The sequence below is a fragment of the Alicyclobacillus acidocaldarius subsp. acidocaldarius Tc-4-1 genome (assembly GCF_000219875.1).
GTDB lineage: Bacteria > Bacillota > Bacilli > Alicyclobacillales > Alicyclobacillaceae > Alicyclobacillus > Alicyclobacillus acidocaldarius_A.
Map to the genome: position 1 here is coordinate 3,016,054 of NC_017167.1, position 24,643 is coordinate 3,040,696.

At 58.8% G+C, this 24,643-nt stretch carries 18 protein-coding genes, 2 pseudogenes and 1 CRISPR repeat array; of the genes and pseudogenes, 6 read left to right on the forward strand and 14 right to left on the reverse strand.

The genetic code is table 11. The annotated features are described in order from the left end of the window. Positions 1 to 41 precede the first annotated feature (41 nt). Positions 42 to 1,172 carry a GGDEF domain-containing protein gene (locus tag TC41_RS14835; protein ID WP_148260284.1) on the forward strand — a complete coding sequence of 377 codons (1,131 nt, stop codon included), beginning with the start codon at positions 42 to 44 and terminating at the stop codon, positions 1,170 to 1,172. Positions 1,173 to 1,230: 58 nt separating this feature from the next. Here the strand turns inward: TC41_RS14835 and TC41_RS14840 are convergent, their stop codons facing one another. The 8 genes and pseudogenes from TC41_RS14840 to TC41_RS14870 form a co-directional block, all read right to left on the reverse strand. Beyond that, positions 1,231 to 3,570, reverse strand: coding sequence for a glycoside hydrolase family 31 protein (locus TC41_RS14840; RefSeq protein WP_014465888.1), 2,340 nt, complete (start codon positions 3,568 to 3,570; stop codon positions 1,231 to 1,233). Continuing rightward, positions 3,536 to 4,894 (reverse strand): glycoside hydrolase family 13 protein, encoded by a 1,359-nt coding sequence (locus TC41_RS14845; RefSeq protein WP_237699976.1) that lies wholly within the window; start codon positions 4,892 to 4,894, stop codon positions 3,536 to 3,538. The genes TC41_RS14840 and TC41_RS14845 overlap by 35 nt, the downstream gene beginning before the upstream one ends. Before the next feature lie 97 nt (positions 4,895 to 4,991). After that, a pseudogene (locus TC41_RS16980) lies at positions 4,992 to 5,273 on the reverse strand (alpha amylase N-terminal ig-like domain-containing protein); the annotation flags it as partial. A 25-nt stretch (positions 5,274 to 5,298) separates the two neighbouring features. Then, on the reverse strand, positions 5,299 to 6,327 hold the full coding sequence (locus TC41_RS14850) for a LacI family DNA-binding transcriptional regulator (protein ID WP_014465891.1): 1,029 nt from the start codon (positions 6,325 to 6,327) through the stop codon (positions 5,299 to 5,301). Between the two features lie 25 nt (positions 6,328 to 6,352). Continuing rightward, positions 6,353 to 7,258: a sugar ABC transporter permease gene (locus TC41_RS14855; RefSeq protein WP_041695545.1), complete on the reverse strand. Its 906-nt coding sequence runs from the start codon at positions 7,256 to 7,258 to the stop codon at positions 6,353 to 6,355. Continuing rightward, positions 7,258 to 8,223 (reverse strand): carbohydrate ABC transporter permease, encoded by a 966-nt coding sequence (locus TC41_RS14860; protein ID WP_014465893.1) that lies wholly within the window; start codon positions 8,221 to 8,223, stop codon positions 7,258 to 7,260. The genes TC41_RS14855 and TC41_RS14860 overlap by 1 nt, the downstream gene beginning before the upstream one ends. A gap of 66 nt (positions 8,224 to 8,289) precedes the next feature. Beyond that, complete coding sequence (locus TC41_RS14865) at positions 8,290 to 9,537, reverse strand: extracellular solute-binding protein (RefSeq protein WP_237699977.1); 1,248 nt, start codon at positions 9,535 to 9,537, stop codon at positions 8,290 to 8,292. A gap of 143 nt (positions 9,538 to 9,680) precedes the next feature. Continuing rightward, a complete protein-coding gene (locus TC41_RS14870; RefSeq protein WP_014465895.1) occupies positions 9,681 to 13,580 on the reverse strand; it encodes a glycoside hydrolase family 13 protein in 3,900 nt (1,299 codons plus the stop codon). A 205-nt stretch (positions 13,581 to 13,785) separates the two neighbouring features. On the opposite strand from TC41_RS14870, the gene TC41_RS14875 reads away from it, so the two are divergent. Then, positions 13,786 to 14,718, forward strand: a complete 933-nt coding sequence (locus TC41_RS14875; RefSeq protein WP_014465896.1) for an alpha/beta hydrolase — start codon at positions 13,786 to 13,788, stop codon at positions 14,716 to 14,718. Positions 14,719 to 14,760: 42 nt separating this feature from the next. Beyond that, positions 14,761 to 15,504, forward strand: a complete 744-nt coding sequence (locus TC41_RS14880) for a pirin family protein (protein ID WP_237700132.1) — start codon at positions 14,761 to 14,763, stop codon at positions 15,502 to 15,504. A 2-nt stretch (positions 15,505 to 15,506) separates the two neighbouring features. On the opposite strand, the gene TC41_RS14885 is transcribed toward TC41_RS14880, so the two are convergent. Next, the gene (locus TC41_RS14885; RefSeq protein WP_237699978.1) at positions 15,507 to 16,061 is read right to left on the reverse strand and encodes an NUDIX hydrolase; all 555 of its coding nucleotides are present in this window, start codon (positions 16,059 to 16,061) and stop codon (positions 15,507 to 15,509) included. Between the two features lie 150 nt (positions 16,062 to 16,211). Between TC41_RS14885 and TC41_RS14890 the strand changes: the two genes are divergently transcribed. Then, entirely contained in the window at positions 16,212 to 17,402 is a 1,191-nt protein-coding gene (locus TC41_RS14890) for an MFS transporter (protein ID WP_237700133.1), read from the forward strand. A 31-nt stretch (positions 17,403 to 17,433) separates the two neighbouring features. Here the strand turns inward: TC41_RS14890 and TC41_RS14895 are convergent, their stop codons facing one another. The 3 genes and pseudogenes from TC41_RS14895 to TC41_RS14905 all read right to left on the reverse strand — a co-directional run. After that, the gene (locus TC41_RS14895; RefSeq protein WP_014465900.1) at positions 17,434 to 17,772 is read right to left on the reverse strand and encodes an ArsR/SmtB family transcription factor; all 339 of its coding nucleotides are present in this window, start codon (positions 17,770 to 17,772) and stop codon (positions 17,434 to 17,436) included. A gap of 42 nt (positions 17,773 to 17,814) precedes the next feature. Beyond that, the gene (locus TC41_RS14900) at positions 17,815 to 19,182 is read right to left on the reverse strand and encodes an MFS transporter (RefSeq protein ID WP_237699980.1); all 1,368 of its coding nucleotides are present in this window, start codon (positions 19,180 to 19,182) and stop codon (positions 17,815 to 17,817) included. Between the two features lie 268 nt (positions 19,183 to 19,450). After that, positions 19,451 to 19,858: pseudogene (locus TC41_RS14905) on the reverse strand (5-oxoproline transporter, DUF979 family subunit); the annotation flags it as partial. A 56-nt stretch (positions 19,859 to 19,914) separates the two neighbouring features. Between TC41_RS14905 and TC41_RS14910 the strand changes: the two are divergent. Together TC41_RS14910 and TC41_RS14915 are read left to right on the forward strand one after the other, a co-directional pair. Continuing rightward, positions 19,915 to 20,502 carry an IS607 family transposase gene (locus tag TC41_RS14910; protein WP_014465903.1) on the forward strand — a complete coding sequence of 196 codons (588 nt, stop codon included), beginning with the start codon at positions 19,915 to 19,917 and terminating at the stop codon, positions 20,500 to 20,502. Next, the gene (locus TC41_RS14915) at positions 20,474 to 21,628 is read left to right on the forward strand and encodes an RNA-guided endonuclease InsQ/TnpB family protein (protein ID WP_014465904.1); all 1,155 of its coding nucleotides are present in this window, start codon (positions 20,474 to 20,476) and stop codon (positions 21,626 to 21,628) included. The genes TC41_RS14910 and TC41_RS14915 overlap by 29 nt, the downstream gene beginning before the upstream one ends. Here TC41_RS14915 and TC41_RS14920 read toward each other — a convergent pair whose 3' ends face one another. Beyond that, a complete protein-coding gene (locus tag TC41_RS14920; protein ID WP_014465905.1) occupies positions 21,629 to 22,234 on the reverse strand; it encodes a 5-oxoproline transporter, DUF979 family subunit in 606 nt (201 codons plus the stop codon). After that, entirely contained in the window at positions 22,231 to 22,938 is a 708-nt protein-coding gene (locus tag TC41_RS14925) for a DUF969 domain-containing protein (protein ID WP_014465906.1), read from the reverse strand. The genes TC41_RS14920 and TC41_RS14925 overlap by 4 nt, the downstream gene beginning before the upstream one ends. Positions 22,939 to 23,313: 375 nt before the next feature. Further along, positions 23,314 to 24,594: a CRISPR direct-repeat array (repeat unit 37 nt; unit sequence GTTGATCCGCCGAGATCGTCGGCGGCCCCATTGAAGG). Positions 24,595 to 24,643 lie beyond the last annotated feature (49 nt).

Below are 24,643 nucleotides of genomic sequence, written 5' to 3' on the forward strand. Positions count from 1 at the left end.
AGCAGGATCTTGGAGGCGCTTGTCGAACATGGACAGTGGTGATGGCCGTGGCTTTACCGGAAGATGTTCGCGAGTTCCGCAACGGTGCACAGCGCGCCATTCAAATTCATCGGCTGTTTGTCGCGCTCTTCCTCGTCGGAGACCTGCTGTCTGTGCCTGGCGAGTGGTGGCTCCATCGCGCCCATCTGCTGCCACTCGCCGTGCGGGCTTGGCTGTTTGCGCCGCTTGCCATGGTCTGCATCCAGGGGGCTGCGGAATGGGCGGTGCGCAAGTATCCTAAGTCCAGGGAAAACACGCTGATTGCGTCCGGCACCTTGCTCGCGCTCGTGGCCATCGCCGCGTATCCAGGCGCCGAGTCCTTGTGCGCCTCGCTCCTGTTGCCCATTGTGACGTCCATTCTCCACCTTCGGGTTGAGAAAGTTTGGCTCGCCGGCGCCGCGGCGTTCGCAGCCGAATTGGCGCTGACGTTGATGCAGGTGTCCAGCAGTGCAAGTGCCCAGGCCATTCTCCAGTCTCTGGGCCAGCTGACACTTTGGAGCCTGGTTCTGCTGTGGACGACGGCAGCATCACACGTTGTGTTGCGCTTTGGCCTCCGCATCTGGGACGAACTGCGCGTGCAGACGCGCACGCAAACGGAACTTTGGGTTCGGCAAATTTTGTCTGAGAAAGAGGCGAAGACCGACGCACTGACTGGCCTGTACAACCGCAAATCCTTCGATGAATATCTCGACTTCGCGCTTCAGATCAGCGATGGCACGAATACCCCGCTGCACCTCGCCGTGATCGACATCGACAACTTCAAACAAATCAACGATCAATACGGCCACCTGGTCGGCGACGAGATCCTTCGCCGCACAGCGCAGGCCATCCAGCAGCACCTCGCAGCCGGCGACTTCCTTGCGCGCTACGGCGGGGAGGAGTTCGCGGTCATCATTCCTGAGGTGACCCATGAGCAGGCTGTTCAGAATATGGAGAAGATCCGGGAGTACATTGCCAACGTGCATCACGTGGAACTCGACGGTAATCGTGCCACGGTGAGCATCGGCTTGTCGACGCATCGCCCAGGAGAAACGCGGGACGAACTGTTTGAGCGAGCGGATCAATGCCTCTACCGCGCCAAACAGACGGGCAAGAACAAGATTGTGGCCTGGGAATCGGCGGTGTCGGGGTGAATGCACCCAAATTGAAAGGGCTGGAAAGGAGTACTCTCGAATCCAGCCCTTGAGTCCATCAAACTTGAATAGAAAACGATATCCCCTGCGCACGAGCCTCACGAACGTTATCTGGTGTGAATACACGAACAACGCTCTCGAGACTTCCACCATCTCCTGATCCTTGAACAAGATGACACTCGATAAGTGTTCCTTCTGAGGTGGTGAGGGCCTGTAACACGCGATCGCAATAGGCACCGTCTTCATAGCTGAACGTCTCCCCGTCGTCCTCATAGCATCGGCCCGAGGCTCGACCGTTGGCGTCCACGAAGACCTCCCATCCAAGATGAGTCTCGCCTGACCGCTCCAAGAGGTTCACGGGGATAGCGCTCCCCGCGCGCACGTACAGAGGGATACGATCGAGAGGCGCATTCGTCAAGATGTACTGACGCCCGCGGTATCGCTCACGCGTCTCATAATCAATCCATTCTCCATCGGGCAAATAGACCATTCGATGGGTCATGCCCGGCTTGAGGATGGGTGCCACGAGAAGATCGGAACCGACGAGGAACTGATCATCGACGTGGTGCGTGTTTGGATCGTCGGGATACTCTAACACCAAGGGCCGCATCATGGGTAAACCTGTCTCATGGGCTTCCCGTGCGAGCGTGTAAAGATAAGGCAGGAAACGATAACGGAGCCGGATGGCACGTCGAATGATGGCTTCGAACGTAGGGCCGAATGCCCAAGGTTCCTGTCGATGCGTTCCCATGGCACTGTGATTTCGAAAGAACGGAAAGAACGCCCCCATTTGCGTCCATCGTGCAAGCAATTCACCTGAAGCGTGATGAGCGAAACCGCCCACATCTGGGCCCCCGAGCGGAATACCGGACATCCCCATGTTGAGCACCATCGGGATGGCCATGGCCATATGTTCCCAAAAGCTTCGGTTGTCGCCCGTCCACACCGCCGCATACCGTTGAATTCCGCTGTAGCCAGCGCGCGTGAGCACAAAAGGCCGCTTGCCAGCCAACTGCGCTTTCAGTCCGCGATACGTGGCTTCAGCCATCCAGAATCCATAGAGGTTGTGGACCTCTCCGTGCGTGTACAATCGTCCGTTGCCTCGGTGGACCACGTTCACGTCCATGGTCTTCGTCTCATTGAACACAGCCGGCTCGTTCATATCATTCCATATGCCCTCAATTCCCATCTGGGAGTACACCCGATGCCACTTGCCCCACCACGCCCTCACTTCCTCCGACGCGAAATCAGGAAAGGCACTCAATCCGGGCCATACCTCACCAAGATACACTTGACCCTCGGCGGTTTGGCAGAAGTGGTTGTGGGCCAGCCCATCCATGTAAACTGGATATTCAGGATCCTGCTTCACCCCCGGATCCACGATGGGGACAACGCGCACCCCAAGCTTCCGCAACTCGTCGCACATGCGTGCCGGATCGGGAAATCGCTTCTCATCAAAGGTGAACACCCGATATCCATCCATGTAGTGAATATCCAGATACAAGGCATCCACGGGAATGTCGCGTTCGACAAACGTTTGCGCGACTGACAGGACCTCGCCCTGGGTCTCGTACGAATACCGAGACTGATGATAGCCGAGCGCCCACTTGGGAGGCATCGGCATTCGCCCCGTGAGCTTTGTGTAACGTCGAATGACATCTTTGAGCGAAGCCCCGAAGATGAAATAAACATCCAATCCGCCTCGTTCTGTCGATATTTCCACGTCAGGGTATCTGCTCCTGAAGTCAAAGCGGGATCGCCCTGGATTATCCACGAAGATGCCAAGGGCCGTTTGGTCTTGCAGTCGCAAAAAGAACGGGATTGACAGATAGAGGGCCTCCATCTCTGGCACATGAGGCGCGTAAACGTCCGAATTCCACATGGTGTACGCCTCGTGCCGCTTGTCAAGGGGCCCCGGCTTTTCGCCAAGTCCATAGAACCGGGCATTCTCGAGCGAAGTAAACGTCAATGCGCCGCCTTTTTTGCGCTTGTACCACGTGATGGCCTCGACGGCTGTCCCAAAGCCGGGATGGCGTATACTCCATGTTCCGTCGTCCCGGTTGATTTGAATCTGCCATCCAGTAACACATTCCAGTTGCACGCGTCGCTCTTCCTCAACGAGCCGCCAGGAGTGCCGCTGCGACATCTGTTCCATAATGGCAGGCGTGCTCGTCGGCCACTCCCCAGAAGACCTGCAGTAGGCTACGCGTAGCACGGTGTCGTCGAGTGCGGCGACACCGACCATGACTCCAGCGTCATACTGAACCGCCGCCCAGCCATCGTGATCCACATCAAACCGGCTGGGTCGCCCGAGAAAAGTCCAGTCGTCTGGCGGCGAGATCAGCGTATCCGGTCGAATCGCCTCACTGGTTGAGAAATCCGTCTGCTCGTGAATCATGTCCACACCCCTCAGTTGAATCGCATTCCCATATCAGGATCTTCCGTTCCTCGCCCGATGTGCGAGATGGCACATCCCACGCGAATAGTGGGGAGTCCACTTCCGCGCCGAAGTCTCGACGTTTGCAAACAGCAATGTGAAGATGTGGACCTGTGCCGTTTAGCCGTACATAATGCAGCATGCCAGGCTTCGCATCGCGAATCTCCATGGTATCTCCTGCAAGCGCAGGATGGGTTCGTTTGAGCCATGCGAGTTGCCGCACGGCTTCGCGAAGATCGAGCTGCCATAAGTTCGCGTCCCAGATCATGCCCCGACGGCAATCCGGATCGGTTCCACCTTCCATGCCGATCTCGTCCCCGTAATACACCATGGGAATTCCGGGTAGCGTGAAAAGCATTGCAAACGCCAGCACAACATAGGGAACATGACCGCGTGCGCGCGTAAGCGCGCGTTCAGTATCATGGCTGCCCAACAGATTCCACATCGCGCGCCATGCCGGACGCGGATACTGCAGATACAGGCGTACCCACGCTTCTGCGAAAGCAGGTTCATCTATGGATTCGTCCATGGCATAGCGCATGACAAGCTCTCGAAGCGGATAATTCATCACGCCATCGAAGGCATCGCCCATCAGCCAAGGGAGGCTGTCATGCCATATTTCTCCTATCAACAGGATATCAGGTTTCAAGGCGCGCAGTTCGGACCGCAACCGTGGCCAAAATTGGGGATCGATTTCGTTGGCGACGTCAAAACGCCATCCGTCGATATCGCACTCGAGAACATAGTGTTTGGCCACATGCAGAAAGTATTCTTCGGCAGCAGGCTCTGCCAAGTTCAGTTTTGGCATATGTCGAAGGCGCGTCGCGAAAGTCTCATAATTCACGGATTCGACGTCAACGCGGTCCCCATGCACGAAGAACCAAGACCAATAGGGAGACGCCGTACCGCGCGCAATGACGTCCTGAAAGGGGGCAAATTGAAAGCCCGAGTGGTTGAAAACTGCGTCGAGAACCACGCGAATCCCGAGGCGATGAGCTTCTCGTACGAGCATTTGCAGATCGGCCAAGGTACCGAATGCGGGATCTACGGCAAAATAGTCTTGCGTGTCGTATTTGTGGTTCGATGGAGCCTGGAAGATGGGCGTGAGGTAGATCAGATTCACGCCGAGATCGCTCAGGTATGGAAGTTTTGTCCACAATACCTCGCATATTCCCACCAAATACACTATCAGGGTTTGGGCGCCCGTTCCAAGGAGCCGTTGGACGTGCCAATGGATGTCCACCCACTGCAAACCGGTCGGGAAATATTTGATAAGCCACCGCATGCCCCACCCAATCTGGGACAGCGAGAACCCGAGATGGATGAATGTACGGATATTGAAAGGGCTGGACAGCATCCAAGGTATCCGCGAGCCCGCCCTCACCCAGGTACACAACCCGTCCAGTTGAGGATAACACTTCAAATGCATACTTCAGTCTTCGCGTTGGTGTGGCAACTTGACACGTAAACCAGTCAAATGTTCCGTCTGATCCGTATCTTCGAGCCTCACTTGAATCCTGATAGTCAGGTTCGTAACGATCTCCGAAGTGTACCCGCACCCGCTGTGCGGGTGTGCATCGCGCAACGCGCAACACAAGAACCATGGTTGACAAGTCAAGCGGGTAAGCGTCTGCCGCCCAACGATGCTGCCACACAAGTTCCATGGACAACCCCCGGGACCGCCATTCTTCAGGTCGTCAACGTGCCGATGGGTTTTGCACCACAGGAATATCGAATCACCAGTTCATGCTTGACAATGACATGCCGTTGCAGAGGTTTGCCTTGGTCAATCTCCTCAAGCAAAAGTTCGGCAGATCGGACACCCAGCTCATGCATGTGAACCCGCACACTTGTCAGCGCCGGATGGGCGAGCTCTGCCAAGCGAATATCGTTAAATCCGACGATGGCGAGATCGCCAGGTACCTCGAATCCTAGTTCATGAGCCGCACGCATGCCGCCAAACGCCAGCACATCGTCTGCACACAGGACCGCGGTGGGCCTATCGGGGATCGCAAGCAAGCGCATCATGCCGAGATAGCCTCCTTGCTCAAGAAAGAAACTTGAAACCTCGAGCCGAGAATCAGGTTCCACACCGTGGTCCATTAGGGCTTGTCGATAGCCGGCGACGCGATCCATCGTCACAACCAAGTCGGAAGCGCCTCCTAAAAATCCAATGCGGCGGTGCCCCAGGTTCAACAAGTGAACTGTCGCATCGTAAGCAGCTCGCTGATTGTCGTTATTCACCCAACTGATGGGTGCTGGATCAGCGGGTCGGCCGAGAAGAACAGCGGGACAGTGCAACTTCGCGACCTCCTGCAGGACGGGATCGCCTTGGCGCGCGCCGATGAGGAGAACGCCGTCCACACGCCTCCCCCGTATCATGTGATCCAGGGTCTCGATCTCGCCCCGAGCCGAGGTGGAAAGCACGGTGTCAACCCCATGCTGCCGGGCCACCTCGGCCACGCCCGCCATCCACTCGGCGAAGAATGGATTCACAAAGAACTCCTGCGCCGAGGGAGGGATCAGAATGCCGATGGCCCCGGTCGAATTCGTCACCAGGCCGCGCGCAAAGGCGTTCGGGTGGTAGTTCAGTTGTTCAAGCGCGGCCCGAACCCTTCGCTTGGTCTCCTCCGAAATGCGGGGCGAGTTGGCCAGCACCCGTGACACGGTGGACGGCGACACATTGGCAAGGCGCGCAACGTCTTTGATTGTGGCCACGGTGTACCCTCCTTAACAGCCAGCATCATCCCTTCACCGAGCCTGCCACCAACCCTTTCGTCAGATATCGTTGCGCAACGGCAAATACGATGGCAAGCGGCACGGCCGACAAGAGCGCAGCTGCGGCGAATTCTCCCCAGTTCTTGGCGAACTGCCCGCTAATCAGATTGTACATTCCAACACCGAGTGTGTAATTCCAAGGCGATTGAAGAATCGTACCGGCGAACATGTACTCGCTGAAGATGCCAACAAGGGTCAGAAAGAAAATCACGACCATCATCGGAGTGGACAAGGGCAATGTAACATGCATGAATCTTTGCCAGGTTGTTGCACCATCAATGACGGCTGCCTCGTCCAATTCTCGCGGAATCGAGTCCATGTATCCCTTCAAAAGCCAGATGTTGAAGGCGCTTGTTCCAAGCATAACAAGGATGTAAGAACCCAGCATGTCTATCATGTTCAACTTCGCAAGTGCAGTGTAGAATGCTGCGATTGCCAAGATATTGGGAAACATCTGAAGAAGTAATAGGGTCATTAAACCGTACTTCCGCCCGTAAAACCTCAGCTTGGAAAAGGCGAAAGCGGACATCGCTGTGATGAACGATTGCGCCACCGCGACGACAACGCCGACCACTAAACTGTTGCGAACCCACGTCCAAAACTGGCCACCTTGAAACAGGGCTTTGTAGTTCGCCAAGGAGGCATTCGACGGGAACAACGAAAACGAAATGTACGAGTTCGACGGATTGAATGACGCAATCACGACAAACCACATGGGGAGCAGAACCATGACGATGACGCACCAAATGACGATGCGCGACACCCAGAGGGCGACTCGCTCTCCTGGTCGCATGGAACGACGCCGGCGCGAACGAGATGCGATCGGGTGCTGGGACTTTAGCGTTGAGAAACTCTGACTCGAGATGGCCATCACGCGTCGACCTCCTTAAAGGCTCCGGTATAGCGCATCTGTACCCAGCTGATCAGAGCCACGAGAATGAACAATAACACAGAAATGGTCGCTCCTAGGTCATAGCGGTTGAACGTGAGTGTCATTTTGTAGGCTGCTGTTGCCAAAATATCCGTTTGACCCAGAAATGGGTTGTTCGAATTGGGCGGTCCTCCGCCAGTCAATAGATATGATGCGTTAAAGTTATTGAAGTTGTAGGAAAAAGACGGTATCAAAAGCGGCAAGGAGATCCTCCATACCGATGGCATGGTCACGTACCGGAACACTTGCCACCAGTTGGCTCCGTCAATTTCCGCGGCCTCATATTGGTCGGTCGGGATCGACTGCAGAGCACCTAAACAAACGGTCATCATGTAAGGGAAACCGGCCCAAACATTCACCATGATCACCGCAATCCGAGCCCATAGAGCGCTCGTGAGCCAGGGAATACGCGGCAGGCCAAACACGCCATGCAAAAGTGCATTGATTTGCCCGTACTGATCGTTTAACAGGCCCTGCCATGCGAGCATTGAAATGAGGTTCGGAACCGCCCAAGGCACGATGAGCAGCATTCGATAGAGAGTGCGCTCCCGCATGTGCTTGTTATTAAGTAGAACGGCGAGGAACAATCCGACAAGATACGCGAGCGCTGTGGTACATAGCGCATACACCAAGGTCCAGATGAACGTCGGTAAAAATAGATTCGACAATGGATCATGCGGATTTAAGAGTTCCTCATAGTTCTTCAAACCTACGAATTGGTAAGAAAGAAAATGCATTTGATTAAAATCGGTAAATGAGATGTAGATGGTGTAAAAGATAGGAAGAATACTGAGAACACAGATCGTGACGAGCGCTGGAGAAAGGTACCCATAGGCAATCCAATCCACGCGCCGCTTTGCGCGCTCCCGGCCGTGAGACCTTCTCATCTCCATGACGGTGGCCATAGGCTTACCCCCTCGTAAGGAAAGGAGCCAGCCACAGGCCGGCTCCCACCTGCGTAGCCGATGATATCAGGATCCTTGTGCCATGATGCCCTTTTGAATATTTTGCACAAAGTCCTTGGCGCCTTGCGCTGGCGACACCTTGCCCGCAATGATATTCTGCAAGATGCTCATAGCCTGCCACACTGCTTGCATTTGCGGAATATTAGGCATCGGCACCGCATAGCGCAACTGCTCGACAAACGCCTTGAATGTCGGGCTCGACTGGACGGCACTCGACCGCTGCACAGACAAGAGCGCAGGAATCTGTTGCGAATCTCGGAAATACATTTGCTGCGCCTGCGCACTGGTCAACGCTTGAACAAGGCTCCAGTCAGCTGCCTGGGTCTTGGACTCCTTGTTCACAAATGCCGTGATAACGCCTAAGAAGGGCGTGGCATGCTTGCCGTTTGGCAAGGTTGGCCATGGTGTGACACCAAAGTCAATTTTGGCCTTCTCAATATCCGCCGTGTCCCACGGACCACTCACGTACATGCCAATCTTGCCTGCTAAGAACTCAGCCTTCGCGATAGAGCCATTCGTGCTTGGGGTCATCCAATGATACTTGGAGACCATGTCCCGCATGAGGGTGTAGGCCTGAACGGCTCCCGGTGTATCAAGGCCAATGTTATTCGGATCGAGCGTCCCGTTGTTATCTTTGAACACGTACCCGCCGTATCCGCCTATGATTGCATAATCGAAGTAAAGATTTGCTTGGTCATACATGAAGCCATGTGCATTTGCGTCTTTCACGAACTCAGCCCATGTCTTCGGCGGCTGCGGCACGAGCTTTTTGTTGTAGTAGACTGCTGCAGTCTGAACGGACACTGGCACCGAATACATCGTGCCGTTGACCTTGACGGCATCAATCGTGTTGGGGGCGTAGAGACTCGTGTTGATCACGCCCGCCGGAACCGGCGCCATCAGTCCTTCTTCTGCGAAAACACCATTGTTGTCGTGCGGCATTCCAAACACGACATCAGGCCCCTTGCCTGTACGAGCCGCCGTGGCGTAAAACTGAAATCCCTTCGGATTGGAGCTTTGGTCGACAACGACGACCTTGTCGCCATGCGCCTCTGCCCACTGCGCGGCAATTTGCTTCACGTCTTGCAACTCGGGACCGGTCTGCCACGACCAAACCGTGATGGTCTGGCCCTTTGGGAGAGCACTCGCTTCACCTTTGGCGCTCGACGAACCCGTCGCAGGAGATGCGTTTTGCCCACTGCTCGAGGTTCCACAGCCAGCAATCGCTCCGCCTGCCAACACCAACGCGGCCACACCTGTCGATACGACTCTCCATCTTCTCACCGCCATAACCCCCTCTGTGCCCAAATTGCGCAAACGTTTGCGCGTCAGTATAACGCTTTCACCCCGGCGCGATCAAGGCCTAATCTCGAAATTCAGGTAGTTCTTTTGCAACCTCACTTCGTCGAGATTGATAGGGTCAACGGATCTGTCACAGCTTGCCCATCTTCGTTCTGCGCAGCCACGCGGTAGGTCACCGACGAGAAACCTGCAGGTACGGGTACTGTCACGCGAATCGTCGCGTGAGGCGAGGTGGCCGGACCTTGCGCAGGAACTTCCCCTACAGCTGCGGAACCGCCACTTGTGGAGACCGTTGCGACCGGAGCATACGATCCGTCCCCCTGTCTCTGGTAGATCACATACTGCGTCGCGCCTGAAACCGGCGCGATCGAGAGCATCGCACGATCTCCGGCAACACGACCACTAACGATCGGCTGACTCAGGCGTACCGCGGGCACATCGACGGGAAGCGATACCGTGTTGGGTGCCGACACCGGAGACTGGGCGTGATCAGCCGGCGAAAACAGTGCCTGCACAGCAAACGTTTGCGCATATGCATTGCGTTCCACTGTGACACTCAAATCCGTGGCAGGAAGCATCGGTCCGAAGGGCACCCATTGTCCATCCGGATTCTTCCTCCAGACGCGATAACCGATAGCCCCTTGCACAGGCGTCCACGCAATCTCGTTCTGAGAATCCTCCTCTTGCAGATAAGCCACCGGCGCGTCGCTCGGCGTCACCAAAATGGCACCTTGATACGGCTGCAGCGTGAGTGTAATGCCACCATTCTGCACCTTGTACCACTGGTTGTTCAGTTCATCGAGCATCGTGGTCCCGTCCGCAACCGTCCCATCCGTCGGAATGGTCACGGTGATAGCTTGGTTCTGATTGTTGATCGCCACAATGGCCGTGGCATCCTCCGCTGGCACACCGAAGACATCTCGCCCATTCCGAATGGTCCTTGCAAATGCGTACACCATGCCCTGTGCGTACAACGGCGTGAAATCCCCCGTCTGAAGCACAGGATTGGCGTTTCGAATGGCCCCGAGCTTGCGGTAGTGGTTCAGGAGATCGATATTCTGGTTGTCCCACGAATAGGTCCGACGATTGAGGGGATCCGAGTAGCCGGTGAGCCCTGCCTCGTCGCCGTAGAAGATCGTCGGATCGCCCGGGAAGCTGAATTGAAGGTCCGATACAAGCTTCAGCCTCTCGATCCCCAACTGTTCATCCGCAGGAGACGGCTTGTACTCATCCTGCTGGAGCGCGGATAGATCGCTGGGCTGCGGCGCGTTCTCCAGGATGGTCAGGATCCGCATCGTATCCTGCGAATCGACAAGGTTCATCATCGCGTAGAACGACTGCAGTGGATATTCGCTGTAGAGCCTCATCAACTCTTGGTTAAAACCTTCAGCGTCGACGGCGTGGTGCTGCACGTTTCCGTCGTTGTACGTGCCGCGGAAGAAGTCGATCACGGCATTCCGGAACTGGTAGTTCATCACACTGTCGAAGGTCGATCCTGTCAACCAATCCGTTCCATTGTCGTTCGTCGCGTTGTTCCAGATCTCTCCGATGATCGCTGCGTTCGGATCGATCGATTTCACCGCGTCGCGAAAGCCACTCCACCATGAGGTGTTAAAGTTGCCGTTGTCCGCCGAGTCCAAACGCCATCCGTCCGCCCCTTCGCGGATCCAATGACGCGCGACTGAGTTGGCGCCCCCGTAGACGAATTGCTGATAGGCCGGGTTCGACGTGTCCGTAAGGGGCAGCGTGTCGATCTGAAACCACGAATTGTATGGGTTCGAAGCGTTCCCTGTCCACTCGTACCACGAGTAGTAGGGCGACAGTGATGGCTGATTCTTCAGGTACGCCTGCCACGCACCGTTGGAGTTGAAATTCCCGAACTTGTTGAAGTAGACGCTGTCACTTCCGGTATCTTCGAACACCCCATCGAGGATGATGTGAAAGCCCTTTGCATGCGCGGCCCTTACGAGATTCAGCCAGTCCTGCTGCGTTCCAAATCCAGGATCGATCTTGAAGTAGTCGGCTGTATCGTATTTGTGATTGGACTCCGCCTCGAACACCGGCATTAGGTAGAGCGTGTTAACCCCCAAGCTCTTCAAGTAGTCCAACTTGTCCTCGATGCCCTGCAAATCACCTCCGAAAAAGTCAATGTTCCATTGGCCATTGCCTCGGAGACTGGAAATTTTGGGATCAGATGACGGAGGAATATTCGGATCATAGGGCGGCGAGTCCCAGTTCTCGTGGAACTGGATGGGGCCTAATGACTCCGTGCCGTCTGCCCCTACATAAATCCCCTTTTGAGTATTCGGATTCTCTTCCGTAGCAATATTTCCGTTGTAGAACCGATCCGGCATAATCTCGTAGATCACCGCATGCTTCAACCAATCCGGCGTTTGAAATCCCCGTTCGTACACTGTGATCTGGTAGCTCGGTCCGTCGGAAGACAACCCAACCTGGCCAAGCCCTTCAAGCTGAGCCCCATTGTCATCGTAGTAGACCACCTGGCCAGTGTCCGTCTCCGTCATGAACTGATACCACATCGTGCCGGGTGTGGTCACATCCGCCGCAGGGATGGTCACTGTCCACCACGTGTAGTTGTTGATGTCCTGCACGCCGGTTTGTTGCGCCAACTCGTCTCCAGGCATTTGGAGCTTCTGCATCGGCAGGTCGATCTCGCCTGACTGACCCGCTGCCCCCCAGAGGCGAAGCGTCGCACTCTTCACGCTGAGCGGAGCCCGCAGGCGAAGCGTGATGGGGGTTCCTGTGGGCACGGCTCCGAAAGGCGATCGGTAGAACGCCTGAAACGAATCATGTGCATACGCTTGCATCCACGCGGGCAGAGGCCCTACAATGAGCTCCGCACTCCTGTCCCATTCGACATTGACCGCCCCATCCGCGTCCTTTGCGACCGTGTCGATCTCGACGCGATACAAGCCGTTTGGAAGGCTCTGTGGGACCGTGAACTGCACGCTGTTCCAGCTCGCGTTCGTCCCATCGACTGTGGCGGCCGTTTCGCCCGACGAGTTGACAAACCGTATAACCGTCTGATTGGGTTGGTCCTGGCTTCCGGCGAAGTCACCTACTGGGTCCGAGACCGTCACGGTATCACCGGGATTCGCCTGAAGTGTCGAAAGCGTGACCGTCCCCACGGGCAATGGGAAATTGTTGTTGATGTCGTCAGACGTGTGCAGTCCGTCACCCGAGAGACACGCAAAACTGGTGCCATCGTAGATGTCAAAGCGATAATAGATCGTTCCGCCGTTTGAAGCGGGGATCGTGGCAGACCAGAGCTGATACGGTCCAAACGTTCTGCCTGGAGACATCTCGACCTGGAAACCCTTGTTTTGTGCGGTGTCCCAGCAATTCAGGATTACCTTCGTCAGGTTCCCGCTGTACGCCCGAAGGCTGATAGTCACCTCTTGTCCAGGGGAGGGATTCGGGTTTGACACGTACATCGGGTCGTCCGATGTATAGATTCCATCCCACTGTACGGTATCGGCCGTGGTATAGGGCATGACCTGAAGCCCTTGTCCCGCAGGCGTCGAGACCGAAAGACCGCCGCTTTCGACCGTCACCGTGTACGTGCCGGCCCCCAGCCCATCATCACCGCCAGGAAGGCGCAACGTGATGGAATTCAGCCCAGTCAGCGCAGCATCATTTGTTACATCGATCACGCCGTTGGTACTGTTCGATACCTCGACCTTGAAATTTGAGGCATCCAAGGTCAGACCGTTCACAGCCAGAACCACAGTGGCCGCACTCCCGGCGCGAAAGCCGTTACCGCTCACAATCTGCACGGCATTCGAGTAGGTCTCTGCTGCTGTGCCGCCCCCTCCGGCCGCCCCCGCGGCGGACGAGGAGTTGGAACTGTCCATGGCGGTGACCGATAGCGAGCGTTGCGTGCTAGCAAATCGAGCGTCTCCAAACGCCACAAACGGAAGCGCTGCGGACATGACGATGGTCGTCGCAAGACTCACGGTGCCCTTCCACTTCACGCGTATCAACCCCCTTGTGCAAACGTTTGCATAACCGCGGTCATTTCGGATTATACGCGCCGCTTACCCGCCGTCAATGGTCCTCCACGGCTGTTCGTTGTCCGAATTTCCCTTGTTTTCTCACGACAATCCTCGCTTCCTCCCCCGCCGTCACACTGTTAAAATGTAAGTGCCATGTCCCACAACCGTTGAGGAGGCGATCCCGATGCCGCTCGATCCCGTCATTCAACAGGTGCTCGATCAACTCAATCGCATGCCCGCCCCTGATTACCAACATCTCTCTGCCCAGCAATTTCGCTCCCAACAGTCGCTGTTTCCACCCGTCAAAAAGGAGCCCGTCGCCGAGGTCCGAGAGTTTGACATGGACCTTCCCGGCCGCACGCTCAAGGTCCGCATGTACCGCCCGGAGGGCGTCGAAGCGCCGTACCCAGCACTCGTGTATTATCACGGCGGCGGTTGGGTCGTCGGAGACCTCGAGACGCACGATCCCGTCTGCCGCGTCCTCGCGAAGGACGGCCGCGCTGTCGTCTTCTCCATCGACTACCGCCTTGCGCCCGAACACAAGTTTCCTGCCGCTGTGGAAGACGCTTACGACGCGCTTCAGTGGATTGCGGAGCGCGCGGCGGACTTTCAGCTCGATCCGTCCCGCATCGCCGTCGGGGGCGACAGCGCTGGAGGCAACCTGGCAGCTGTAACGAGCATCCTGGCCAAGGAGCGCGGCGGCCCGGCCATCGCGTTCCAGCTGCTCATCTACCCTTCCACGGGGTACGATCCGGCCCATCCTCCCGCATCTATCGAGGAAAATGCGGAAGGCTATCTCCTGACCGGCGGCATGATGCTCTGGTTCCGGGATCAATACCTGAACAGCCTGGAGGAACTCACGCATCCGTGGTTCTCACCCGTCCTCTACCCCGATTTGAGCGGCTTGCCGCCGGCGTACATCGCAACGGCGCAGTACGATCCGCTGCGCGACGTCGGCAAGCTTTACGCGGAAGCGCTGCAAAAGGCGGGCGTCAAGGTCGAGATTGAGAACTTTGAAGATCTGATCCACGGATTCGCTCAGTTTTACAGCCTCTCGCCCGGCGCGACGAAGGCACTCCTCCGCATTGCGGAAAAACTTCGAGAGGCGCTGGCGTGATCGAGATGGAGGCACCCGAGAGGAGGCTCTCACGTGGCATGGATGAAGTTCCCGGGCGCGCATCGCGCGCCCCTCATGTTCTATGAGCACGCGCGGATTTTCCCTTCGCGCACAACGCCGTACATCGACCCGTTTCTCCTGCTGGATCACTTCTCTATCCAGCACCCGGATGGCTTTCCGGATCACCCGCACCGGGGCTTTGAGATCATCACGTACGTGCTGAAAGGCGCCGTCGCGCACGCGGACAGCGCGGGCCACCAGAGCGTCATTCCGGAGGGCGGGGCCCAGCACGTGACGGCGGGGCGCGGGATTGTGCACTCCGAAATGCCAGGCACGGACGGGATCGACAGCGGGCTGCAGCTCTGGATCAACATCCCGAGGAGCGACAAGGGCATGGACCCGGGCTACGAGGATATCCCGCCCGACGCCCTGCCCGTGGATGAACCTGCCCAGGGCGTGCGGCGGAAGTGGATTGTGGGCGGTGGATCCCCGCTTAGGACGCACCGGCCCATGACGTACCAGGACGTCGAAATGGCCGCGGGCGCGTCGTACACCCTCGAGGCGCCAGCGCATCATCAAGGCTTCATCTTTGTGCTCGACGGCGCGGGTCACCTTGGCGAGGAAGAAATTCCGATGCAAAAGGGCGATCTCTTCATCTGGCACCGAGCCGACGGCGAGGCATTCATGCCCACGCCCGTGCGGGCGGAGGAGTCGCTTCGCGCCGTGATGGTGTTCGGCGAGCCCGTGGGAGAGCGCCCCATCTTCAACGGCCCGTTCGTGGACTGAGATCAACCTTTGCCCAAAAAGAAATCCTGCAGCAGCTCAAGGTAGGCGCGCGATCGCGGCACAAAGTCCGTCCACCGCGCGGTGCGCGCGTCTTTCTGCAAATGGCCAGGAAGCACGCGATAACCGGTGAGCACGGCTTCCTCCCGGCGGCCGAAGGCGAGATCGAGGAAGTCGCGGACGGAGAGTTCGTAAATCCCTGCGACCTCGTCCACCGCTGGGCGCAGCGCCTCGAGCGACAGTTCCGGGACGATGGCGACATACACGTGGTTGAATTCGCGGTCCCACACTGACCCGAGCCGCGCCTCGTGCGCCACCACCCCGAGCTTGTGCAGGCTTCCCGGAGCGGCGTGAAGCCCAAGCTCCTCCTCAATCTCCCTCACGCCCTCTTCAGGTGATTCGCCGGCCTCGAGGTGCCCCGCGGCGCTCACGTCGAAGCGAAGCGGATTCGTGTCCTTGCGGGCGCCGCGCAGTTGGATGACGAGGCGCCCTGCGGGCCCTTTTCCCGTCGCGATCCACGCGTGAAACGTCTGGTGCCACAACCCGCGCTCATGTACCATGGACCTGGGCGCTTTGCCGCAGGGAATCATTTCGTGTGTAAAAATATCAAGCCACTCTTCGCGTTCGTCCTTGCCCATTGGCCCCACCTCGGGTTCACCGTACCACAATCACGGCCTGCGCGGAACGGCCGAAGGAGGATGCCCGTGCCGATGTACGTCTGGCTCGCATGCGGCTTGTATTGGATGAACGGGATGGCGACTGTCGCCCTCGGCAGCGTGATGCCGCTCGCCATACAACACCTGCACGCCACCTACGTGTTCGGGAGCGATCTCGTCCTGCTCCAGTTTGTCGGCTACTGGATTGGCGTCCCCCTCTCTTCCCTCGCGGTGCGCCGCGTGGGGTATCGGGGCACCATCGTCGGATCGAGCCTGATCACCGCCGCCGCATCGGCGGGCTTCACGGCGTGGCCGGAGCCCCTGGCATACCTCGTGTGCTCGCTCGCCAACGGAATTGGGATGGCGCTGATGCAAGCGACAGTCTCCACCTCGCTCATCGAATGGTTCCCGGCCCGCCGAGCGGTCATCATGAGCCGAACGGAGGCTGCGTTTGGCCTGGGCTGCGTGCTCGGCCCCGCCTTTGCCAGCGCATGCATGGCCGCAGGCGAGTGGCGGATCGCCTTCGTCCTCGTGGCCGCCGCGGCTACGGCGCTCGCAATAGGGGCCATCTTCACGCCGATGGCAGTCCAGGACAGCGGCGAGGGCCCGCGCGATGCCCACACCGATGCCATTCACCTCGCCAACCGGCGGGATCGCGCCCTCGTACTTGCGCTCTTCATGCTCTGCGTCCTCGTCTACGTCGGGGTGGAGTCGTGCGTGAACAACTTCCTTCCGGCCATGTTCGTCGAGCACTTCGGCCTGCCCGCTACCACCGCGTCCGTCGCCGTGAGCACGTTCTGGGCGGCGATGGTCGCTGGGCGCATGGCGACAGGATGGATTGCGAGGAAGCTGCCGTATCGGCCGTACTTGATCCTTGCGGCCTTGGGAACGCTGAGCACGACAGCGGCCATGGCCGCGACGGGAGATGCCATCTTGGGTTATGTCGAATGTGTGTTTCTCGGCCTCTTCATGTCGGGCATTTACGTCGTGACGCTGGTGTTTGCGAATCACGCGTTTCCGGATCTCACCGGGTTCGTGACGCGGTTCGTGACGTTCTTCGCGGGGTTGGGCGGCGCGACGCTCCCGTACGCGTTTGGATGGACACTGGCGAAGACGGGATCGCAGTGGGCGAACGTGGTCTTGGCTCTATTTGCAGCGATGCTGTTCGGCGTGGTGGCCTGGACCGGTTGGGTCACGAAGCGAAAGTCGAGATCGCGCGCCGAGCGGGTGCACGCGGCGGGGTGAACGGCTCCTTGTAACGACAGCGAGGCCGCCGTCACGAGGAACGGCGGCCCGAAACATCCTGCTCTGCTTCGGCGCGGGCGGCCCAATCCGTCAGCACAGCGGAGAGGGCCCGCAGTCGGCGCCCGTTGAGTCGATAGAATGTATATCGCTCGTCGTGCGGATGGCGGCGGACCTCCACCAGCCCGTGCTCGCGAAGCTGCCTCATGTGATGGGAAAGGGTGTTTTGGCGCACGCCGAGGCGCTCGCTCAGCGCGCCCGCGGTCTGCTCCCCCTCAGCCAACGCCCGGAGAATGCGCAGCCGCTGGGGCTCGCCGAGCATCGCCAAGCACCGCATGCAGAGGTCTTCTGGCATATCCGGTCCGTGCGTCATTGGTTTTTCTCCTCGCTTCGCGACAGACGCCTCACGCCGACATCAGCCGACAATGCTGTGATGCGCCGTGGCCTGCGGCGACACCTGGATCTCCTCGGTGTCCTCGAGCGACTTCTGCTTCATCTCAGGCACTGCAAGGAGGGTGAGGAGTGCACCAAGCAGCGCCACGCCCGCCAGCAGACCCATGGTGACGCTCAAGCCCGCGGCTTTGAGGATACCCGGCAGCACGAATGCGCCGAGGAACGCGCCAATCTTGCCAGCCGCCGCCGAGATCCCATGCGCCGTGCCGCGCAGATTCGTCGGGAACGCTTCCGACGGCACGAGGAACGTCGTCGTATTCGGGCCGAATTCGATGAAGAAGTAGCTCACCGCGTACAGCAGCAGGAACAGAATGGGCATCTTCGCGATGCTCGGCACCAGGAACAGCGCCGCATATGCGGCCGCCATCACCACGAAGCCGAGGCTCTGGATGAATTTGCGCCCCCACTTGTCCATCAGGTTGGCCGCCACGAAATAGCCCGGCAGCGCAGCCACCATGAAAATGGCGGTGGCGACGAGCGTCGTGGTGACGAGCTGCGCGTGCGGCAGCAGCGCCTTCAGAATGAGCTGCGACGAGACGCTGTTCCCATAGAACGCCACGTCAATCAGGAACCAGCTGCCCGCGGTACCGAGCAGGCGGAACAGGTGCTTCGGCGTCCACAGCGACTGTTTGGCGATCACGGCGCGCGAAGCGGACTCCTCCAAGGCTCGCACGGCCTGGCCCGTCAGTTGCTGCGCCGCGCTCGCCGCCGCATCTGCGTCCTGCTTCACGGCCATGAGGTAGCGCGGCGACTCGGGCATCCTGCGGCGCAGGTAGATGACAGATGCCGCCGGAATGGCACCGAGCGCGAGCATGATGCGCCACGCGATGTCATGCGGGATACCCACCGAGAGCAGGATAGACGCCACGAGCGGCCCCGCCAAAAGTCCGAGCCCCTGCATGGCAAAGACCATCGTGACCATAAACCCGCGGTTTTTGCGGTTGGAATACTCCGTCATGATGACCGAACTCGTGGGGTAATCTCCACCCACGCCCAGTCCCACGATGAAGCGGAAGATGACGAGCCAGATGAAGGACGGTGCACATGCGGACAGAATGGCGCCTACGGCGAGCATGATGACTTCGAATCCGTACATGGCCTTGCGCCCGAGCTTATCCATTAGTTTGCCAAAGAACAGGGCGCCGAGGGCCGCCGCCGCGAGAGAAGTGCTGTTCAAGATGGACAGTTGCGCGGTGGAAAGATGCCAGAGGGGTGTGAGGATGGCGGTCACCGTGCCGATGATGAAGAGATCATACGCGTCGGTGAAAAAGCCCATGCCAGCTGTGAACATGGTCTTCCAGTGGAAGCCGCTCAGCCGACTTTCGTCCATAGCCTCGAGAACTTTCGGATTGACGGACACGCGAGTCGCCCCTTTGTGGCTAGGTTTGAGCTGCGACGGGTCAGTGCACACGCCGCGATCGCGATGAATCCATACCCATTGATTCAATGGATATCGATCCTTTCCGTCACCACATGCTACGCGCCATTTGTGAAATCCACGTGTTCGGATTGTGAAGAGTGTGTAAAGAGAGAGGAAAATCGTGGAGTGGCTTATGCGATCCCGGCGCTCTGAAATCGGCCGGGATCGCGCCATTTTGTCACCACTTGGCGACGGCGTACATGAGCAGAATGTTCACGGCGAGAATGATGACGGCTGTCGGCCATTGCGCGCGGATGACCGCATACTGGCTTCGCAACCCGAGCAGCGCAGCGGGCACGATATTGAAGTTGGCCGCCATCGGGGTGAGCAACGTGCCGCAGTAGCCGGCGAACATGCCGATGGCCGCGACGCGATCCGCATCGACGCCGAAGTGCCCAATAATGAGCGGGATGGCAATCCCGGCTGTCATCACAGGAAACGCGGCGAACGCGTTGCCCATGATCATGGTGAACACGGCCATGCCCACGCAGTACGCGAAAACCGCCCAGAAGAGCGAGTGATGTGGAATCACGTGGTTGGCCAGCCGCGCCACGACGGTGCCCACACCGGCGGACGCGAACAGGGTCAAGAACTGCTCACTGAATGATGGACAATCATGTACATTTAGTGTATTTTATTTCTATGAAACTCAGTGATTGGGCAAGAAAGAACGGAATTACGTACAAGACCGCCTGGCGTTGGGTCAAAGAAGGCCGGATGCCCGTGCCTTTTGAGCAAACTCCTTCGGGCACCATCCTTGTTCGCGAACCCGAGTCTTCCACGGCGAATGCCGTGGCCTTGTATGCGCGCGTGTCAAGCGCCGACCAAAAAGACGATTTGGATCGCCAAATCGCACGGCTCATGGAATTTGCAACGGAACAGAAGCTTGTCGTGTTCAAGGCGGTTACGGAAATTGGTTCGGGACTCAACGGACATCGACCTAAGCTCATGAAACTACTGTCCAATCCAAATGCCCATACGATTGTGGTGGAGCATCGAGATCGGCTCATGCGGTTCGGGTTTGAATACGTCGAGGCGGCTTTGGCGGCTCAAGGCCGACGAATCCTCGTCGTGGAGCCAGGCGAGGTCAAGGACGACTTGGTGCAAGACATGATCGAAGTCCTCACGTCGTTTTGCGCGCGGTTGTACGGGCGACGTTCCGCTCGTCACCGCGCCAAGCGCGCTTTGGAGGTTTTCAAACGTGAAGATTCATCGGGCGTATCGGTATGAGTTGGCGCCGAATCGGATGCAACGGAGCCTGCTTGCCAAGCACGCAGGTGCGGCCCGATTTGCGTACAATTGGGGGCTTGCCAGACGCATCGCGCTCTATGAAGAGACGGGGCAAAGCACGAACGCCATCGAACAGCATCGGGAACTCAACCGCCTGAAGAAAACCGACTTCCCGTGGATGTACGAGGTCTCCAAATGCGCCCCGCAGGAAGCGCTGCGGGACTTGGATCGCGCGTTTCAACACTTTTTTCGCGGGTTGAAGGAGGGACGCAGGGTCGGATTCCCTCGCTTCAAGAAAAAAGGGCGCGACGATTCATTTCGCCTGACGGGTTCGATTCGCGTCTTGGACAACGCCATACAACTGCCTCGGCTCGGGCGGATTCGGCTGAAAGAAAAACCGCATGTCGAAGGCCGAATCCTGTCGGCGACGGTCAAGCGGGAGGCGGACCGATGGTATGTGAGTTTGTCGGCAGAAACGGAGATTCCGGACCCTGTTCCACCTTCGGGCGAGCCGGTGGATGTGGATCTGGGGGTCTCGTGGTTTTTGACGTTGTCTGACGGGACGAAAATCGAGGCGCCAAAGCCGCTCGCCCGATACCTTCGCCGCTTAAGGCGGTTATCGAAGCGGCATAGCCGAAAGAAACCAGGCTCGCGAAATCGGCGGAAGTCGGCGCTGGCGCTTGCTCGGCTGCACCGGAAGATCCGCAACATACGTCAGGACTTTTTGCACAAAGTGACGACGGAGCTCGCGAAAACCAAGCGAGTGATCGTCATCGAAGACCTGCATGTGCGAGGCATGGTGCAGAATCGAGCGTTGGCGCGAGCCATTTCGGACGTGGGTTTTGGCGAGTTTCGGCGAATGTTGACGTACAAGTGTGCGTGGTATGGCTCCCGGGAACTCATCGTGGCACCCCGGTTTTACGCGAGCAGCAAGACGTGCTCGGCGTGCGGGTACGTGATAAGCGAGCTGCCATTGTCGGCACGGGAGTGGACGTGCCCGGCGTGCAGCACGCGGCATGACCGCGACATCAACGCAGCGAAAAATCTTTTGAGAATCAGTACCGCGAGTTCCGCGGGAAGTGACGCCTGTGGAGATCCCTCTGACGGGGCGGCCTTGGGCTGCTAGTCATGGGTCGTGGAAGCAGGAAGCGAGAAGTGGACATTTGTCCATGAATTGCAGAACGGTACCGAGGACCGCGAGCATCTGTGGAAGCACGGCCGCCCAGCCGATGGCCTCAATCAGGCGCCTGGCTTCGCGCAGCGATGCGACAGGCGTGCTCGCGGTGAGCAGCCAGCCCACGACGAGCGCGACCACTGCCGCAATGCCGAGGGCGACGAGCGTCACGTTGGCCGGATCGAGCAGCGGCTCTGCCCCGAGGTGAATCCGGCCGAGTCCTTCCACGCCCGCGACGGTGAGGAGCGGGATGAGGACGGCCGGGATGAAGAACCGGTTGCCAAGCCGCGATCGGCTCGCCTCGCGCGCCTCCGCGCTCGCCTCCCCGTAGCTCCCGGTGCGGACGCCGCCGAAGCCGGCGAGGACGACGATGGCGATCACAACGATGCCGAGCACAAAAGGCGGGAGATAGTCCGCCAGGATGAACGCGAGGCCGTACAGCGCGTAGAAGAGCCCCGTGGTGACCCGGCGCGGGTTGGCGCGATCGCGAAAGGTGTACAGGCTCGAGAGAAACAGGATGAGACCGACGAGATCGTAGGCGTATTGGACGCGAATCACGGGTTGACCCCCTCTCCGGCGGATGGAGCGGCGTTCACGCCGCCGGACAGCCAGCGGCGAAGCCTGCGATCGAGCAGGTACAGCCGGACGCTGTGCACGATGAAGACCGCAGTCGCGGTGGGCAGGGCCCAGAGGCCCATGAGGATGGGGGTGGAATGGATGTGGAACTGATCAAAGACGCCCTTCATCAGGAGCACGGCGCCGACCGCGACGAACACGTCCTCGCCGAAGAAGAGGCCGACGTTGTCGACCGCGGCCGCGTGCGCGCGGATGTGATCGCGAACGTGATGGGGCAGCTCGCCGTATGCGGCTTCCGCAGCGCCCTCCGCCATGGGGGCGACGACAGGCCGGACCATCTGCGCCGGTCCGCCGATGGACGTGAGGCCGAGGGCAGCGGCGACCTCGCGGATGAAGAGGTACGCATTCAGGATGCGGCCCGTGGTGGCCGCGCGGATCTTGGCAACGAGCCGCTGGGCCTGCTCCCGCAGCCCGTGGCGCTCCAGCAGGCCGATGACGGGCAGCGTGGCGACGAACACGGCCATGTAGCGATCTTTGGCGAACGCCGCGCCGAACTGCGACAGGATGGCGTAAGGCGACTCGTGCGCCAGAAGCCCGGTCACGATCCCGGCCACGGTCACAACGAGCAGCGGATTGATGCGGAGCGCAAAACCCACGATGACCAGAAGTACGCCCATGACGACCATTGGACAACTCCTCGAAACAGAGCTGCGAATCGCCGATGCGCGATGGCGAACCCTCAGATATAAAAAGGTCAGTTCGTCCCGAAGAGCGGAAATCCTGCAGGAATTCTGCATGAAGCGGCGGGATGACAAGAGGGAATTTGTGATATGGATGCACCGGCACAGCCATGGGGCGTGCGATGGCGGCTTGCGCGAACCTCAATCGATGGCGAAAGCCCTGGGGGTTCGCGGACAGACGAAATTCCGCGCCAGGCCTGGATTTAGGACGGCTGAGATGGTAAAATGAGCGAGTGATGAGGTGCCGGATGGAGCGCCTTTATGAGAGGTTCGCGTTTTTCGCCCGGGAAGCCGCGCCAGAAGCGGGCTCGGGAGGATGGAGTTGATCCGCCGAGATCGTCGGCGGCCCCATTGAAGGCTTTTCGCCCAAAGGTCAGCACCTAACCTTCGTCCGTTGATCCGCCGAGATCGTCGGCGGCCCCATTGAAGGTTTATTCACCTGGCCCCGGCTCGTTTGAGAATGAGAGTTGATCCGCCGAGATCGTCGGCGGCCCCATTGAAGGCCGAGAATGGCGCGCGTGTGATGAAGGCCGTCTTCACGGGTTGATCCGCCGAGATCGTCGGCGGCCCCATTGAAGGCTCCTTCGCATCCAAAGACAAGATTGATGGCTGGCAGTTGATCCGCCGAGATCGTCGGCGGCCCCATTGAAGGACCCGACAATGCGAAATGTGTGCGATGGTATGGCACGTTGATCCGCCGAGATCGTCGGCGGCCCCATTGAAGGGCCAAGATCGTGCACAAGAGCGGCAAACCGTATCATGTTGATCCGCCGAGATCGTCGGCGGCCCCATTGAAGGAATGTGCACGTCGCGCTCGTCGTCACCAGCGAGTTCGGTTGATCCGCCGAGATCGTCGGCGGCCCCATTGAAGGGGCGCCGCGGCCATGGGGCTTGCCATGGGCTCGAAGTTGATCCGCCGAGATCGTCGGCGGCCCCATTGAAGGACATCGGATGCAAGCAGGCCCTCAAGGCCGCCGTGTTGATCCGCCGAGATCGTCGGCGGCCCCATTGAAGGAGATAGAAGGCCTTCGAGTTCCCCCCCCTGGATGTCGTTGATCCGCCGAGATCGTCGGCGGCCCCATTGAAGGACATAGAGTGCTGGACGATCTGGATGATGCACTTGAGTTGATCCGCCGAGATCGTCGGCGGCCCCATTGAAGCTCCTCCCCGGTGGCCGCGAAAACCGCACGACAGCCGTTGATCCGCCGAGATCGTCGGCGGCCCCATTGAAGCAGGCATTCGTGCCATAACAGTACCCGTTCCTCACGCAGTTGATCCGCCGACATCGTCGGCGGCCCCATTGAAGCTACGGATCGTCCTGCTCCGGCATCACACCGTACTTGGTTGATCCGCCGAGATCGTCGGCGGCCCCATTGAAGCGGGAATTGCTCCAGGAGAGCCCGGATCTCCTGTGCGCAGGTTGATCCGCCGAGATCGTCGGCGGCCCCATTGAAGCCGAGTGATGGGGGCGAAGTCGAACTCTCCGTTTTCCAGTTGATCCGCCGAGATCGTCGGCGGCCCCATTGAAGCAGTACCTCCTGCGCCTCCAGCACCACCATTTCCACGTTGATCCGCCGAGATCGTCGTTGGCCTCATTGAAGCCCGAAACCTACTTCCGATGTTTGTGCCGCCTGGCGCGTTGATCCGCCAA

Coding starts and splice junctions, on each gene's coding strand:
- TC41_RS14875 (WP_014465896.1), top strand. CDS start 13,786: ATGCCGCTCGATCCCGTCATTCAACAGGTGCTCGATCAACTCAATCGC.
- TC41_RS14900 (WP_237699980.1), bottom strand. CDS start 19,182: ATGGACGAAAGTCGGCTGAGCGGCTTCCACTGGAAGACCATGTTCACA.
- TC41_RS14840 (WP_014465888.1), bottom strand. CDS start 3,570: ATGATTCACGAGCAGACGGATTTCTCAACCAGTGAGGCGATTCGACCG.
- TC41_RS14860 (WP_014465893.1), bottom strand. CDS start 8,223: ATGGCCACCGTCATGGAGATGAGAAGGTCTCACGGCCGGGAGCGCGCA.
- TC41_RS14895 (WP_014465900.1), bottom strand. CDS start 17,772: ATGACGCACGGACCGGATATGCCAGAAGACCTCTGCATGCGGTGCTTG.
- TC41_RS14890 (WP_237700133.1), top strand. CDS start 16,212: ATGTACGTCTGGCTCGCATGCGGCTTGTATTGGATGAACGGGATGGCG.
- TC41_RS14910 (WP_014465903.1), top strand. CDS start 19,915: ATGAAACTCAGTGATTGGGCAAGAAAGAACGGAATTACGTACAAGACC.
- TC41_RS14835 (WP_148260284.1), top strand. CDS start 42: ATGGCCGTGGCTTTACCGGAAGATGTTCGCGAGTTCCGCAACGGTGCA.
- TC41_RS14845 (WP_237699976.1), bottom strand. CDS start 4,894: ATGCGGTGGCTTATCAAATATTTCCCGACCGGTTTGCAGTGGGTGGAC.
- TC41_RS14885 (WP_237699978.1), bottom strand. CDS start 16,061: ATGGTACATGAGCGCGGGTTGTGGCACCAGACGTTTCACGCGTGGATC.
- TC41_RS14855 (WP_041695545.1), bottom strand. CDS start 7,258: ATGGCCATCTCGAGTCAGAGTTTCTCAACGCTAAAGTCCCAGCACCCG.
- TC41_RS14925 (WP_014465906.1), bottom strand. CDS start 22,938: ATGGTCGTCATGGGCGTACTTCTGGTCATCGTGGGTTTTGCGCTCCGC.
- TC41_RS14880 (WP_237700132.1), top strand. CDS start 14,761: ATGAAGTTCCCGGGCGCGCATCGCGCGCCCCTCATGTTCTATGAGCAC.